Origin of the sequence: Agarivorans sp. DSG3-1, assembly GCF_046774965.1 — a bacterium.
Lineage (GTDB): Bacteria > Pseudomonadota > Gammaproteobacteria > Enterobacterales > Celerinatantimonadaceae > Agarivorans.
The window spans coordinates 3687646-3701249 of the sequence record NZ_CP177241.1 but is presented as its reverse complement, the minus strand read 5'-3'; the positions used below and the strand labels follow the sequence as shown (position 1 = coordinate 3701249).

Genomic DNA, 13604 nt, shown 5'->3' with positions numbered 1-13604 from the left:
ATTTACTGGGCTATGGGAGATACAAGCTAAAACGACTACCACCTAAGAAGCTGCCATTTTCGATATGTATTCTACCTTCCTTGCCCGAATTTATATGTGCTTTAGCGATCAATTTCGCGAAAAACAAACCTAAACCACTACGATTATTAACAAAATCTAGTTGAGACGCTACTTTTGCATTTGCTAGGTCAATAATGCTTTGCGGAAAACCATCGCCATCATCATCTACCTGTATACATAAATAGTTATCGGCTTGTTTTGCAGATATTTTAATTTGTTTTTTAGAATAGCGCAGCGCGTTAATTACTACATCACTTAACAGATACTCAATTAAGGTGACATCGAAGTACCAGCTTAGAGATTCATCCACCTCAATATCTATTTTCATTTGGGTTTGTTCAATGAAGCTTTTGTTTTTGTAGTACACATCGTTGAGTAAATCTTCTAGATAATTCTCTTCAATGGTCATGGGTAATTGTTTTTTTTCAAAGCGATATAGCGCGAGAAGCTGCATCAAACTGCCATTTAAACGAGACACCTCGTAATGCAAGCGAGATAACTCTTCGCTATCTTCACGGCCATTCTGCTTAGAACGAAGCGCGATTGCTTCAGTTGATTGGGTCAACATGCCTAAAGAGTTTTTCATATCGTGAACGGCGGTAGCCAAAACCGAAGAAAAATCGAGCTTGTCGTTAAGTGGCATGATGTATCCTTTTTTACGCTTAATTGCAGTGTAACTGAAGCTAAGCTTTCTCGCAAAATCAACTACTTCCAAAAGCTGAATGGTCTAAATAAGTCACCAGTGTAATATATCTGCAATGGCTTTTTGCTAGATGTATTTTGCCAATTATAGCAAGTGGACTAGCGATGCGAAGCCAATCTGAATTTCCAGAGATGGAACAGCTTTTAGCCTTACTTAATAAACACCAAGACAAAGTCACGGTAAAACAGCTTTGCCAAGTTGAATGTAAAACCGACAGCTTTCCAGTACATCTGATCTCACTCGGTAATGCGAGCCAAGACAAACCTGCTATTTGTTTTGTTGGTGGGGTCCATGGAGTAGAACGCATTGGTAGCCAAGTTGTGCTGTCTTTTATGGATAGTTTGTTAAACCGTTTGGATTGGGACAAACAACTACAGTTGTTGTTAGAGGCGTGTTATCTGGTTTTCATTCCCATCGTAAACCCGAGCGGAATGGTGTTACAGCGAAGAGCTAATGGTAATGGGGTAGACCTAATGCGCAATTCTCCTAGTTATGCGAAAGGTAAGGCTACGTTTATGGTGGGAGGCCAGCGTATTAGTCGACGGTTACCTTGGTATCAGGGGAATAAAAACGGCGTTATGGAAACAGAAAGCCAAGTCATTTATGACTTTGCCGAACAACACCTTTTTGGCAGGCCATTTAGTTTAGTGTTGGATTGCCACAGTGGTTTTGGTCACCAAGATCGAATTTGGTTTCCCTATGCAAAGTCTGCCACCAAGGCTATTGAAGATATTGGTTCTGTATATCGTTTACGCCAGGTATTTTTTGAGAGCTTTCCCCATCAAAACTACTTATTTGAGCCTCAAACCAAACATTACGTCTGCAATGGTGATCTCTGGGATTATTGCTACGAGCAATCATTAAAACGACCAGGCATCTTCATCCCACTAACCTTGGAAATGGGATCTTGGCGTTGGTTAAAGAAAAACCCCTTACAAGTGTTTAGTAGTTTAGGTTTGTACCATCCAATGAAACCACATCGGGTTCAGCGTGTTTTAAGGCGACACCTGGTGCTAATGGAGTTTTTAATTAACGCCAGCTACTCTTGGCGCGTACTTCATCAAACTGAGCCGCTAAAGCGTGCTACAAAATTGGCTAAGGAAAAATGGTTTAATGACAAATAAAAGTCGGGAGCCTCATCCAATCGTGCTTATTCGAGGCTTGGTTCGCGAGCAACGCCATTGGGGATTTTTCAAAACTGCTCTTCAACAGTCTTTGCCTGAGCGAAAAATATTAAGCTTTGATATTCCTGGGAATGGTTCGCTTGCAAACCATAGAAGTCCGTCAAGTATTGCCGAGTTGCGACAATCTTTGAGGATTCAACTAAAACTAAGTCCGCTTGAGATAAACAAGGTTGATTTAGTCGCGATCTCTTTGGGGGGAATGTTGGCAGTAGATTGGGCAGATAGATACCCACAAGAAATACACTCGATAACATTAATCAATTCTTCAAACGCAGCGTTTTCGCCGTTTTATCAGCGTTTAAGATGGCAGTCATACCTAAAAGTGTGGGGTATTTTATTTGCTAAAACAGATAGACAACGACAGCAGCGCATAATGAAGGTAACAAGCCAATTTCCAGCCTTACATGGCGATGTTGTGGAAAACTGGCTAGCATGGTCAAAGGAACATGTTGTAACAAAGACAAATGCCTTTAGTCAGTTAAAAGCAGCGATGTTGTTTAAATTAGCCATTAAACCAGTGGTGCCTGTTTTGGTGTTAAGTAGTCAGCAAGATCAGTTGGTTAGTGCGGAATGTAGTGGGCAGCTCGCCAAGCATTGGGCCTGCACACATAAGCAACATACAAGCGCCGGGCATGACTTACCGTTAGACGCACCCGATTGGACTGCAAAACAAATACAAGCGTGGTTAGAAAGCTTGACCTCAGATTAGACCTCATCTAAGACTAAAACTGGTAGAGTAGAAGGATGTGACATATGAAGTTATGGATAACACTATTAGTACTTTTTAGCCCACTTTTATATGCTAACCAGTTAGCCCTAGAGGTAGTAGAAGGCGCTTATCCAAAACTTACGCTTAGATTGGAAAAAGTAACAGAGTTAACTCAACATCTCGCTAATACGCAAAGCTCAGGCTTTGAGCCTGAACTAAAAGACCATATACAAGTTGTCCTTCCTACTAGCTCTAGCTGTATCAACAAAACGCTTGCACCTTTAAAAGGCCGGTTAGTCATTGTTGAGTTAGCTTGGACAGCAACCCTTGGAAAGCAGCTTGCTTTGATTAGCCAAAACAAACCTTGGCAACAAGCAAATTTGCTGGTGCTTTTCCCCACTAGTGACGAGCAATGTCGCCAACAAGTATTACAGTTAGCTTTTCCTGATTTACTAAGTTTCAATCAACATTGGGGCAGGGTAGAGCGAAAAGAAAGTGGTAGTGTTCAAGCTATCAGCTTTTTTGCGGCGCACGCCACTACTAAGGGTTATGTGTTCAAACTTGTTGCCCCAAACCCACAACGAGCTCAAAAATACTGGCTAAAGCATTACGCTGAATAAGGTTAAGTTGTGTGGTTTCACTAAAGTGTCATATTGCGCAGGAAACACTGTGTTTCACTAAAGTGTCATATTGCGCAGGAAACACTGTGTTTCAATAAGCTACCTTATTCAGTCTGGGATTTGCTGTTGAACCACACTGTACATCAAGAAACCACAGCTAAACTCAAAAAGCTAAAACGTTACCAATATGAACGCTACGCAGTATTGTGCCGACTTGCTTATCCCTCTGCGATGGAAGGCATGGTTGAGCAATTAGACAAATACGTTTATCAAGATGTGTTTGACCGCTGGGGACGTTCTACCACACGTGTATTGTGGAAGGAAAACAAAGACGAAGTAATTGTGGTTTTTCGCGGCTCAATGAACATTTTTGATTGGTTAGTTAACTTGGCATTTATACCTAAAAAATATGTGGCAGAAGGCTTCCAATATCATGTGCACTGGGGCTATTTGCAGCTGCTCGAACAGTTAAGTTGTGATCCACACCGTAGCAAACACCAGCTGACCGTATACCAGCGGCTAGAGTCGATACTGTTACCCTTAATGGCACAGGGAAAACGCATATCACTTACTGGGCATTCCTCTGGTGGGTGCATGGCTGTGTTAGTGGCAGATCGTTTAGAGAGGAAGTATCCCAAAAAAGTTAAACGGGTGGTTACTTTTGGTCAACCAGCAACGGGATTGTGGAATTTTAAAAAGCATTACACGCTACACCGAAAAACCTATCGAATTTGTTGTGACTTAGATGTAGTCACGTTTTTGCCGCCAGTGCCATTTATGTATTGGCACGTAGGGCGAATGCTTTGGTTGCATGACGAGAAAATTTACGAGAACACACCAACCTGGTATCGCTTATCTAAATCGATAGTGAGTTGGTTACTGCTTCCTTTTACTTACCATTACATGCGCAAGTATATTCGTAACAAAGACTACTTTGACGAACATTAAGGTTGAACAATTGGGTTGGCACTACGATAGGACTGCACAGCGCGCATTCCTTTCTTGTTCACGCTCACTACTTCCGTTCTTGGCCAACGGCCACACAGTAAAGTGATTTCCTGTTCATTTTCCTTGTAATAAACGTAACGTTGGCCTTTACCCAACATGCAACAAACGGGTTGCTCGTCTAAATAGCTAATATGAACAAAACCGTCGTCAGAACTTACGCTAGGGCACCAATCTTTGGTGGTTCCACCATGATGATTTGGCTGTTTGGCTTTAAGTACGGTGAGTACATCAACAGTGTTGGCGGGGTGGGTAGAAAACCAATTAAGGTAATCAGACACGCTGAGCTCTTTGTCGTAAAACTTCGCTAAGGTCACTTTCTGCATTTGCAAAATGGCTAGGATCATAACCAGCAGCACAATAATGAATGGAAAAAGAATTCGATAGAGCAAAGTTCGAAGCATTATTTCTGCCGTAAGTTTAGGAATCGCCGACGATTCTACCAAAAATGTGATGTATGTCTAATTATTATTCGCGTATCTATCAGTGGCACTATATAAGTAAGGGAAATAGCTTATAGGAAAAGTGAATTTGTAAGGGGCTTAGCAAGGGTTAGGATAAGCTTAACTGGAGAGATGCTATGTTACGTAAGTTATTGTTATTAATTGTTGTGATAAGTTTGATTGCTGCTTGGGTTAGCGCTGATCTTACCCGAGCTATTTTTGAAGCTAGCGCGTTTGTTGCGGTTATTGCTATGTTACTTTGCTCATTCTCGGTTAAGCGAAATAAACAATCTCGTTAAGCCTATTTTCAACCTACCAAAGCGTTCAAGCCATTCAAGCTATTTTTAATAGTAAGCCAGTATTATTAGTAATGAGGCGCTGGCGATACTAATCCAAAGACTTACTCCCAATAATAAGGGTTTGATTCCAGTACTTTGCATATTCTTTGCGGTTAACCCGTAGCCGATTAAAAACAAACACACACCCAATAATTGTTTAGATATGCTAAACAAGCCTTGATATAAGCTATTAAACATAGGCACGTAGTTGCTCACCAGCATGGCGAGTATGTAAAAAACGATGAAGTAGGGGAAAGAGAATTTTCCATCTTTCTCTTTAAAATAGACCGCGCTTAATAGGGCTACCGGAATGATCCATAACGCTCGCGCTAGCTTAACGGTGGTTGCCACCGTTAGCGCTTCGTCGCCATAAGCTGCGGCAGCACCAACAACTGAAGATGTATCGTGAATAGCAATGGCTGCCCAATAGCCAAATTGGCTTTGGCTTAAATCAAATAGGTGGCCCAGCACTGGAAAAAGAAATAAGCCACAAGCGTTAAGAATAAACACCGTAGCAAGCGCCAATGAGATTTGTTTGCTGCTGGCTTTTATCGCCGGCGAGACTGCTGCAATGGCGCTACCACCGCATATAGCAGTACCCACAGAGATCAGATAGCCGGTTTTTCTTTCAATACCGAGTAGCTTGGTGACTATAGTGCCCAATATTAAGGTAAATAGGATAGAACCTACAATAAGGCCAAATCCATTTTGGGTGTATTCAATGGCTTGGTCGATGGAAATGCCGAAACCTAAACCTACCACCGAGATGGCTAATAAACGTTTAGTTACCGCACCAATATTAATTGCTTTAGGCGTAAATCCAAAACTCGCTAAACAGGCACCTATAACTAAAGCAGCAGGGCCATTAACCCAGGGACTTAACACCAATAGCGCAATGGCGATACATAGCAGGTCTGCGGCTTGAAATTGTTTAAGGTTTATCTGCATATCGCCCCCATCGAATAGAGTTTTATTGTAGAGCCTTGACGCTTCTGAGGGTAGAGCAAGTTTTTATTGATGAAAATCGACTAAAGATAAATATATTATTGTTTTTATTGGTATATTCTATTGCTTATCAATAATATTGATTAAATTAATCAATATTATTCAGTGTCTAGTTTTATCTCGTTATCGGTAAAAAAGCTCTTCTTCGATTTGTGGGCACATTAACTCAGTAACCCTTTTCCCTTCGCTAATGGCTTCTTCCGCTCGATGAAAATCCATGATGCCGATATCTCCAAGTTTAGGCGAAAGTAGGATATCTGGTGGATCGCCAGCCATACGAGTGCGGGTTAATCGTTCTTGCATGATGTTTATTGAAGTAGACATTACCCCAATCATTCCCGGAGAGCGGTTGCTGTTTTGTTGCTTTAAATTGCTTAGCATGGAATTGAGGTAGTCTTTGCCGCCGCCTAATAAACGCCAAAATGGCTGATTACTGGGGTTTTCATTGTGGCTAAGGGTCTCGTTTAAGTCGTCATCGAGTAGTGCAATCCGTGATTTATCGTTGTTTAGGTTTACCGCAATAACTACATCCGCTCCCATGGCTCGGCATAAAGAAACAGGCACTGGATTAACCACTGCTCCATCAACCAACCATTGGTCGTTTAATCGATAAGGCGCCATTAACCCGGGCATAGCACAAGATGAACGTACGGCGTCTCGCACGCTGCCTTTTTGTAGCCAAATCTCCTTACCTGATTCTAACTCTGTGGCTACTGCTCCAAAAGGAATATCTAGCTGCTCTATGCTGTCGCTTCCAATGTATTGTTCGGCGGCATTAAACACTTTCTCACCAGTGAGTAATCCGCCTCTATACAACGAGAAATCCATTAAGTTAAATACTTGCCAGCTAGATAGGCTTAAGGCCCAATCGGTAAGCTTATCTACTCGATGGCAGGCATAAGCTGCACCCACTAATGCACCAATGGAGCAACCGGATACAATATGAGGTTGTATGCCCATTTCGCGTAAAGCCAAAATGACACCTAAATGCGACCAGCCCCTAGCAGCGCCACTGCCTAGGGCAAGCCCGATAACCGGGTCCTTTTTATTCCGCATCCTTTATCTCTCTGTGAATCCAAGTATTTACCGAGCAAGTGTTGCTGATATTAGCGGTGACTGCAACGGCGCAAGCAACAGATTCACGTTAAAGTAATCAGCTTGCTTTAGTTTCGGTACCAATAGCGCTAGTGCTGGTTTCTTAATACTTCGCCTTGAACAAACTGTTGGTAGTCCTCTTGGCAAACGGCGTTTTCTGCTTTTACTGTTGCCATTCCAATGGTAAACCCTAATAAGGCGTATGCCACACACCATATAAGCTGTTTGCGTTCTTGTCTTCTTCTCATTAGGTTCCCCAAACTGTTTTAGCAATGTTGTAGTGCGGCATTTGCAAACATTTCATTTTATTGAGTGCGGTACTCGTTTGCTGTTGATCCAAATAACCAAGGTCTAAAGCGTTAGCTGCTAACAATTCGTTGAATACCTTATAGCCAAACCACTGGCGCCTTAAGTGTGCGAGTTCTCGAGAAGCTATAACAATGAGGTGTAAGCTAAATATCCCTGCATGAGCCTCGTTCATGTGACTGGTTGCAACACTGTGTTTTCCCCATTCGTTGCGGGTAATGCTTTTCATCAACATAGCACTTAGGTAAGGATCTACATCTAAGAGTTGTAATTGTTTTTGTAGCGCGCGTTTACTACGTAATGATTTTAATAGTTTTAGCATGATTGAATCCTATATACAGTCGTTGAGAGCGCTCAGTACTTGTTCGGCGTAACTGTCGCTGTCTAAAGACTGCATCCAACCAAATCGTCGACCAATTTCCGTGAAGGTGATGCGCTTAAGGTCTTCTTCGCTACCTAGCTCGGTATGACTCAGTTCATCCCAAGTGCTTAAGTGTACTAAGGCTGCTTGTTCGTAGCTTATTTCTAGGTTCATTAATTCTTGAGGGGTATATCCACTGTCAAACGCGTCGTTAGATACCTTCTGTTGCAGATAAATGACCGAAGCAGCGCAAGCGGTTTGTTGTTCGTAACGTTGATAAGTGGTTTCAGTTAGTTCGCTTGCTAGGGAATGAGGGGCGATAAAAGCCGTTAGCCCGATTATTACGCCAAGAAAACGTTTGCTAAATTGTTTTGTCATCGTGTCACCTTATTAAATACTTATTTGTATGGTGACGTCCGGTGTCTGATGAATCCTATTTAGGAGGGAGTATATTGATTCACCCAGTGCTTAGAAATATCGATAAATGACTTATAGATATGTCACTTTCCGTATAACTAACGGTATATCTGAGGTTAATACCGCTCTTCGAGTAAGCTCCTTCGTGAAAGAGTAAGCATCTGTGAGTTTGCAATAAGGCTTTCTTCAACAATGGCTTGAAGCGATGAGTTTCACAAAATTCATTGAATGCGCTGGATTGAGGAATTTAACTTAACGCACCGATTTAACATTTAGATTAGAATTATTCTACAGTTGAAGAATAACCAAACGATTATGACCATTAAGAACAAAGTTGGCCGACCCAAAGGGGATAGCCAAGCTCGAGAACAGCTGCTGTTGGCAGCCACAGAATTGTTCGTGAGCCTTGATTACGACAAAGTGTCAATTCGCATGATAGCGAACAAGGCAGAAGTAGATGCGGCTTTAATACGCTACTACTTTGGATCTAAAGCTCAGTTGTTTGGAGAAATGCTTAACAGTGTGGCAAAACCAGTTTTTGCTACTTTGGATAAAGCCAGTCGTGATTTTGATGCCGATGACTTAGGTCGCTTGATGCGCAGTTACTACCAAACAATGGTAGAAAATCCGTATTTTCCTAAGCTTATATTTAAGCTGAGCAACACCCCTAAAGAACATGAAAGTGCTCAACAACTGCAACATATGATCGATAATATGGGGCGCTTTAAAAGCAAACATTTATTCGACCAGCTATTAAGCAACAATGTGTTACTAGACGACGTTGACACAGAGCTAGCTCAGCTAAGTTTTTTAAGTTTAATGGTATTTCCATTTTTGATACCAGAACGCTTATTACAAGCCAATCAAATCGCATTATCTAAAGCTAAGTTTTTGAAACTAGCAGACCACAATATTCAATTGCTACAACGTGGCTTATTTAAACACAAAGGAACCGATTCATGAGCATCACTAAACCTTGGCTAATTATACCTGGCGTAGCAATAGGCATAATTGTGCTGGTGTTAGCTATCACCAGTAAAGAAGTGGTGCCGTTAAACACTGAGCATCAATCATCTCGCTTAGTGGAAGTAACAACACTAACTAAAGTTGATGCCGCACCCATGGCAATTGCTTTTGGTCAGGTTGAACCTAAAACCAATTGGGAAGCGGTTGCCGAGGTGAGTGGCAATTTGGTGTTTCGTCATCCGCAACTAGAAGAAGGGCGGTTTCTTAAACAAGGGACATTGTTGTTAAAAATAGATCCCTTGGAATACACCTTAAAAATGACTCAGGCGGAAGCAAATTTAAACGCTAGCAAAACCCAAATCACCCGCTTAGTTCAGGAAGAAACCAATCTAAAAACCAGTTTATCGATAGAGCGACAGCGGGCGTTATTGGTGGAAGAAGAGTACTTACGAAAACAAAAACTTAAAACACAAAACCTTATTTCAAGCTCTGAGTTAGAGAATGAAAAACAAAATGTACTGATACAAAATAAAGTAATTCAAGAGTTAGAAAATGCACTGCAGTTAGTACCTGATGATCGTCGTGTATTAGAAGCGCAATTAGCTGTAGAGCAAGCCAAATATGAAGACGCCAAACGGCAACTAAGTAAAACCGAAATTGTATTGCCTTTTGATGCCAAAATAGCGGAAGTTAATATTGAAAACGAGCAGGTAGTTAACTTGCAATCGGTCATGGTAGTGGCGCAAAAACTCGACACAATGGTCGCCGATGTACAGTTGTCGTTGGGCGATATGCGCCAGTTGATCGCTAGCGTTCAACATTATCAGAACACTGCGGGTTTACCTTCCATTGACGACTTAAATTTTGATGCGTCTATTAGCTTGGTTGCTTCAGGCATTGAATACAAATGGCCAGCAAAAGTCGCTAGGGTTGCCGAATCTGTCAATGTAGCTCAAGCCACTGTTGGCATGTTTTTAGAGGTTGAGCAAAATCTCGCGGCGATGGATCTTGCTCAACAGATCCCCTTAACCAAAGGCATGTATGTGCAAGCGAAAATACAAGGCTATCCTCAATCTCATTTTGTGGTGCCAGAGCGAGCTTTACATGGCGCCAATATCTATTTAATGGATGAACAGAGGAACCTGCAAATACTGCCCATTGATGTGTTGTTTAGAAGTGAGCAGGGCGTTGCGATTAGTGGTGAGTTACATGAGGGGCAAATACTCATTCTTAATGATTTAATTCCTGCTGTAAATGGCATGACCTTGCGTACCAAGGAGCAGGGTGATGCTTAATTTCTTTATTCGCCATCCAACCCTTGCCAATTTGTGCATGATCACCTTTTTGCTGCTGGGTTTAAGTAGCTTAGGTACCTTAAAGCGTGAAACATTTCCAGAGTTTACTAACCCCTTTATTATTGCAACGGTGGTTTACCCTGGCGCGTCGCCAAGCGAAGTAGAAGAAAGCTTATGTATGCGCATGGAAGATGCAGTAGACGGCTTGTCTAATATTGAAGAAACACGCTGTGAGGCTGTTGAAGGCTTAGGTTCGCTAATCGTTAAGTTAGACGGAGACGCAGATGTTGGTCGCATGTTGGTGGATATACAAACCGAAATAAACGCCATTAAAGACTTTCCAGAGCAAATTGAACCGCCAGTCGTAAAAGAAATGGATTGGGCTGAGCCGGTAGTGGATATCGCTATTAGTGCGCCAGCTAGTTGGCCCGATTTAAAAGCCTATGCTGAAGAATTGAAACACATTCTAAAAGTAGATTACGACGTGGCTATGGTGAGTGTGAGTGGCTTTTCTGATCACCAGTTACGGGTGGAATTAGACCAAACAGCGCTACGGCGACTGAACTTAAGTGTTAACGATATTGCTAGCACTATTAGCCAACAGAATATCAATTTGCCAGCAGGCACCATTGAATTAAACGAAAAGAATTTGCTGATCCGTTTTGACCAGCGAAAACGAGACCCAATTGCATTAGCAAAAACCGTTGTCGCCTCAGACAGCAATGGCAGCGTGGTGTATTTAGGCGATGTCGCAAATATTAGTGATCGCTTTGAGCTAGATGAAGAAAAAATACTGTTTAACGACTTGCCCTCTGCGATGCTCAAAATCAGTAAAAACAAAGCCGACGATGCCTTGCGAATAAAAGATTCGGTTCAACGTTTTGTTGATGACCAGCGTCTGGTTGCGCCAAACGGGGTAAGCCTAACCTTAACCAATGATATGTCGTCACTGTTGAGCGACCGTTTAAACATGATGCTTAAAAACGGCTGGCAGGGCATCATTTTGGTATTTTTGAGCATGTGGCTGTTCTTTTCGTTGCGATATTCGTTTTGGATAGCCGCCGGTCTGCCCGTTGCTTTTATGGGTGGCATGTTCTTAATGTCGGTGTTTGGCTTATCGATCAACATTATGACCTTAGTCGGTTTGCTAATGGCCATTGGCATTATGATGGATGACGCGATTGTGATCGCTGAGTCAATTGCAGCGCATTTAGAGCGGGGAATGAGTGCTGACGAAGCGGTAGTTAAGGGTGTTAAAAAAGCGGCACCAGGGGTTATTTCATCCTTCTTTACTACCATTTTTGTGCTGGGTAGTTTGATGTGGCTAGATGGCCAAATGGGCGCAGTGTTAAGCGTAGTGCCAATGGCATTGCTGTTAGTGCTATGTATTAGCTTAGTAGAGGCATTTCTTATTTTGCCAAACCACCTGCGCCACACTTTGCAACATCAAGGCATTGAAAAGCCAGAGTCTGGCTTTAAAGCCAAGTTCCTCAATATGTTTGAAGATTTTCGCCTTAACAAATTAGTGCCGGCCGTAACATTTGTGGTTAAGTGGCGCTATGTTTCTGTGGGTGCGGTATTCGGCTTATTGCTGCTATCGTTTTCGTTGGTGGTAAGCGGTTTACTAAAGTTTACCGCGTTCCCTGAACTTGATGGTGATATTGCTGAAGCAAGAATCATTCTCCCACCCGGTTCAAGCTTGTCGCAAACCGAAACCTTAGTGGCAGAAATTGTGACTGCTGCCCGTCAAGTTGGCGAACAATTTACCGAACAGAATCACGAGCCGCAGCGTTTAATTCACGACATTACCGCTCAATACAATTACAACGCTGATGCCGGAGAATCTGGTCCGCATGTGGCAACTGTTCGTTTAGATATTCTATCAGCAGAAGTGCGCAATACTTATATCGAAGAGTTCATTAGTGCCTGGCGCGAACAAGTAGGTGAGCAAGCTTTACCGTTAGCGTTGGCGTTTACGCAACCTACTATGGGGCCAGCAGGACGAGCTGTTGAAGTGAGGCTACAGCATTCAGATTTAGACACCTTAAAGACTGCCTCGGTAGAGTTGCAAGCCTATTTGAGCCAGTTTAAAGGGGTGAATAGCATCCTTGATGACATGCGACCTGGTAAAGAAGAAGTGGTAATTTCGTTACGTGGCGGCGCTGAATCTTTTAATGTAAACGGACAAATGGTGGCTGAACAACTGAGAGCATCTTATCAAGGAGCGATTGCAGATGAATTTCAACTTGGCCCTGAAAACATTCAAATCGATGTACGTTTAGATAAGTCGCAATCCGGTAGTTTACAAGCCTTGGCTAATTTCCCGGTAGTGCTTAGCGACGGAAAACAAGTGCCTCTATCTTCAATTGCCAACTTAGAATATCAACGGTCGTTTGTCCGCATTCAGCGTATAGACGGCTTACGCACGGTAACTGTGATGGCTGATGTTGATACTCGAGTTGCTAATACCAACGAAGTGATGCAACTGGTACAAAAAAGTTTTCTTCCGGAGCTAATTGCTAAGATACCTGGCTTAAGAGTTGATTTTGAAGGGGAGGCTAAAGAGAGCGCTAAAGTGGGGTCGTCTTTGGGTAAGAGCTTCACAATTGGCATTTTTGGTGTTTTTGCCATTTTGAGCTTTCAATTTAGAAGTTACCTTGAACCCGTGATCGTATTAACTGTTATTCCCATGGCGTTAATAGGTGTGTTGTGGGGACACTTTTTGTTAGGGCACAGTCTAAGTATGCCCTCTATACTAGGCTTTATTTCATTGGCTGGGATTGTGACGAATGACTCCATATTGTTGGTGCAATATATTCGGCACCATTTAGATGAAGGAGACGATGTTTATCAAGCGGTGGTGAACGCCAGTAAAGAACGCTTCAGAGCGGTGTTTTTAACCTCACTTACCACCGCCGCGGGTTTACTGCCGTTGTTGTTAGAGACTAGTTTACAAGCACAAGTGGTGCAGCCTATTGTGGTGTCTATTGTGTTTGGGATTGTAGCGTCAACGATGATGGTATTGTTTATTATTCCGGCGGCCTACGCTATTTTGGCCGATTGGAACTTAGTGCATAAGCATAAAAGCTTACATTAG

The 13604-nt window shown here is 42.4% G+C and carries 15 protein-coding genes; 8 read left to right on the top strand and 7 right to left on the bottom strand.

Annotated features, from left to right (window positions below):
- Nucleotides 1-10: 10 nt before the first annotated feature.
- Entirely contained in the window at nucleotides 11-703 is a 693-nt protein-coding gene (locus ACLD71_RS17205; protein ID WP_137674506.1) for a sensor histidine kinase, read from the bottom strand.
- Nucleotides 704-867: 164 nt separating this feature from the next.
- Between ACLD71_RS17205 and ACLD71_RS17200 the strand changes: the two genes are divergently transcribed.
- The 4 genes from ACLD71_RS17200 (at nucleotide 868) to ACLD71_RS17185 (ending at nucleotide 4224) form a co-directional block, all read left to right on the top strand.
- Nucleotides 868-1887 carry a DUF2817 domain-containing protein gene (locus ACLD71_RS17200; protein ID WP_411991460.1) on the top strand — a complete coding sequence of 340 codons (1020 nt, stop codon included), beginning with the start codon at nucleotides 868-870 and terminating at the stop codon, nucleotides 1885-1887.
- Entirely contained in the window at nucleotides 1877-2656 is a 780-nt protein-coding gene (locus ACLD71_RS17195) for an alpha/beta fold hydrolase (protein ID WP_411991459.1), read from the top strand. The genes ACLD71_RS17200 and ACLD71_RS17195 overlap by 11 nt, the downstream gene beginning before the upstream one ends.
- A gap of 44 nt (nucleotides 2657-2700) precedes the next feature.
- Nucleotides 2701-3276: a hypothetical protein gene (locus ACLD71_RS17190; protein WP_411991458.1), complete on the top strand. Its 576-nt coding sequence runs from the start codon at nucleotides 2701-2703 to the stop codon at nucleotides 3274-3276.
- A gap of 126 nt (nucleotides 3277-3402) precedes the next feature.
- A complete protein-coding gene (locus tag ACLD71_RS17185) occupies nucleotides 3403-4224 on the top strand; it encodes a lipase family protein (protein ID WP_411991457.1) in 822 nt (273 codons plus the stop codon).
- Here the strand turns inward: ACLD71_RS17185 and ACLD71_RS17180 are convergent.
- Nucleotides 4221-4685: a hypothetical protein gene (locus ACLD71_RS17180; protein WP_303515432.1), complete on the bottom strand. Its 465-nt coding sequence runs from the start codon at nucleotides 4683-4685 to the stop codon at nucleotides 4221-4223. The two genes, ACLD71_RS17185 and ACLD71_RS17180, sit on opposite strands and share 4 nt — an antisense overlap.
- 176 nt (nucleotides 4686-4861) lie before the next feature.
- Between ACLD71_RS17180 and ACLD71_RS17175 the strand changes: the two genes are divergently transcribed.
- Complete coding sequence (locus ACLD71_RS17175) at nucleotides 4862-5023, top strand: hypothetical protein (RefSeq protein WP_411991456.1); 162 nt, start codon at nucleotides 4862-4864, stop codon at nucleotides 5021-5023.
- Between the two features lie 45 nt (nucleotides 5024-5068).
- Here the strand turns inward: ACLD71_RS17175 and ACLD71_RS17170 are convergent, their stop codons facing one another.
- The 5 genes from ACLD71_RS17170 to ACLD71_RS17150 form a co-directional block, all read right to left on the bottom strand.
- Nucleotides 5069-6010, bottom strand: a complete 942-nt coding sequence (locus ACLD71_RS17170; protein WP_411991455.1) for a YeiH family protein — start codon at nucleotides 6008-6010, stop codon at nucleotides 5069-5071.
- A 180-nt stretch (nucleotides 6011-6190) separates the two neighbouring features.
- Nucleotides 6191-7123 carry a patatin-like phospholipase RssA gene (rssA, locus tag ACLD71_RS17165; RefSeq protein WP_411991454.1) on the bottom strand — a complete coding sequence of 311 codons (933 nt, stop codon included), beginning with the start codon at nucleotides 7121-7123 and terminating at the stop codon, nucleotides 6191-6193.
- Nucleotides 7124-7251: 128 nt separating this feature from the next.
- On the bottom strand, nucleotides 7252-7410 hold the full coding sequence (locus tag ACLD71_RS17160) for a hypothetical protein (protein ID WP_303551251.1): 159 nt from the start codon (nucleotides 7408-7410) through the stop codon (nucleotides 7252-7254).
- Nucleotides 7410-7790: a hypothetical protein gene (locus tag ACLD71_RS17155; protein ID WP_137674514.1), complete on the bottom strand. Its 381-nt coding sequence runs from the start codon at nucleotides 7788-7790 to the stop codon at nucleotides 7410-7412. The genes ACLD71_RS17160 and ACLD71_RS17155 overlap by 1 nt, the downstream gene beginning before the upstream one ends.
- 9 nt (nucleotides 7791-7799) lie before the next feature.
- Entirely contained in the window at nucleotides 7800-8207 is a 408-nt protein-coding gene (locus ACLD71_RS17150; RefSeq protein ID WP_411991453.1) for a hypothetical protein, read from the bottom strand.
- A 354-nt stretch (nucleotides 8208-8561) separates the two neighbouring features.
- Here ACLD71_RS17150 and ACLD71_RS17145 point away from each other — a divergent pair, with 354 nt between their 5' ends.
- From ACLD71_RS17145 to ACLD71_RS17135, 3 genes are read left to right on the top strand one after another with little or no spacing between them, the layout of a single operon-like run.
- Nucleotides 8562-9209: a TetR/AcrR family transcriptional regulator gene (locus ACLD71_RS17145; protein ID WP_303515417.1), complete on the top strand. Its 648-nt coding sequence runs from the start codon at nucleotides 8562-8564 to the stop codon at nucleotides 9207-9209.
- The gene (locus tag ACLD71_RS17140; RefSeq protein ID WP_411991452.1) at nucleotides 9206-10507 is read left to right on the top strand and encodes an efflux RND transporter periplasmic adaptor subunit; all 1302 of its coding nucleotides are present in this window, start codon (nucleotides 9206-9208) and stop codon (nucleotides 10505-10507) included. The genes ACLD71_RS17145 and ACLD71_RS17140 overlap by 4 nt, the downstream gene beginning before the upstream one ends.
- Nucleotides 10500-13604, top strand: a complete 3105-nt coding sequence (locus ACLD71_RS17135) for an efflux RND transporter permease subunit (RefSeq protein ID WP_411991451.1) — start codon at nucleotides 10500-10502, stop codon at nucleotides 13602-13604. Before ACLD71_RS17140 ends, ACLD71_RS17135 begins: the two co-directional genes overlap by 8 nt.

Bases quoted from the DNA above. Each gene is read 5' to 3' on its own strand.
- ACLD71_RS17205 (WP_137674506.1), bottom strand. From the start codon at position 703: ATGCCACTTAACGACAAGCTCGATTTTTCTTCGGTTTTGGCTACCGCC.
- ACLD71_RS17200 (WP_411991460.1), top strand. From the start codon at position 868: ATGCGAAGCCAATCTGAATTTCCAGAGATGGAACAGCTTTTAGCCTTA.
- ACLD71_RS17195 (WP_411991459.1), top strand. From the start codon at position 1,877: ATGACAAATAAAAGTCGGGAGCCTCATCCAATCGTGCTTATTCGAGGC.
- ACLD71_RS17190 (WP_411991458.1), top strand. From the start codon at position 2,701: ATGAAGTTATGGATAACACTATTAGTACTTTTTAGCCCACTTTTATAT.
- ACLD71_RS17180 (WP_303515432.1), bottom strand. From the start codon at position 4,685: ATGCTTCGAACTTTGCTCTATCGAATTCTTTTTCCATTCATTATTGTG.
- ACLD71_RS17175 (WP_411991456.1), top strand. From the start codon at position 4,862: ATGTTACGTAAGTTATTGTTATTAATTGTTGTGATAAGTTTGATTGCT.
- ACLD71_RS17170 (WP_411991455.1), bottom strand. From the start codon at position 6,010: ATGCAGATAAACCTTAAACAATTTCAAGCCGCAGACCTGCTATGTATC.
- rssA (WP_411991454.1), bottom strand. From the start codon at position 7,123: ATGCGGAATAAAAAGGACCCGGTTATCGGGCTTGCCCTAGGCAGTGGC.
- ACLD71_RS17160 (WP_303551251.1), bottom strand. From the start codon at position 7,410: ATGAGAAGAAGACAAGAACGCAAACAGCTTATATGGTGTGTGGCATAC.
- ACLD71_RS17155 (WP_137674514.1), bottom strand. From the start codon at position 7,790: ATGCTAAAACTATTAAAATCATTACGTAGTAAACGCGCGCTACAAAAA.
- ACLD71_RS17150 (WP_411991453.1), bottom strand. From the start codon at position 8,207: ATGACAAAACAATTTAGCAAACGTTTTCTTGGCGTAATAATCGGGCTA.
- ACLD71_RS17145 (WP_303515417.1), top strand. From the start codon at position 8,562: ATGACCATTAAGAACAAAGTTGGCCGACCCAAAGGGGATAGCCAAGCT.
- ACLD71_RS17140 (WP_411991452.1), top strand. From the start codon at position 9,206: ATGAGCATCACTAAACCTTGGCTAATTATACCTGGCGTAGCAATAGGC.
- ACLD71_RS17135 (WP_411991451.1), top strand. From the start codon at position 10,500: ATGCTTAATTTCTTTATTCGCCATCCAACCCTTGCCAATTTGTGCATG.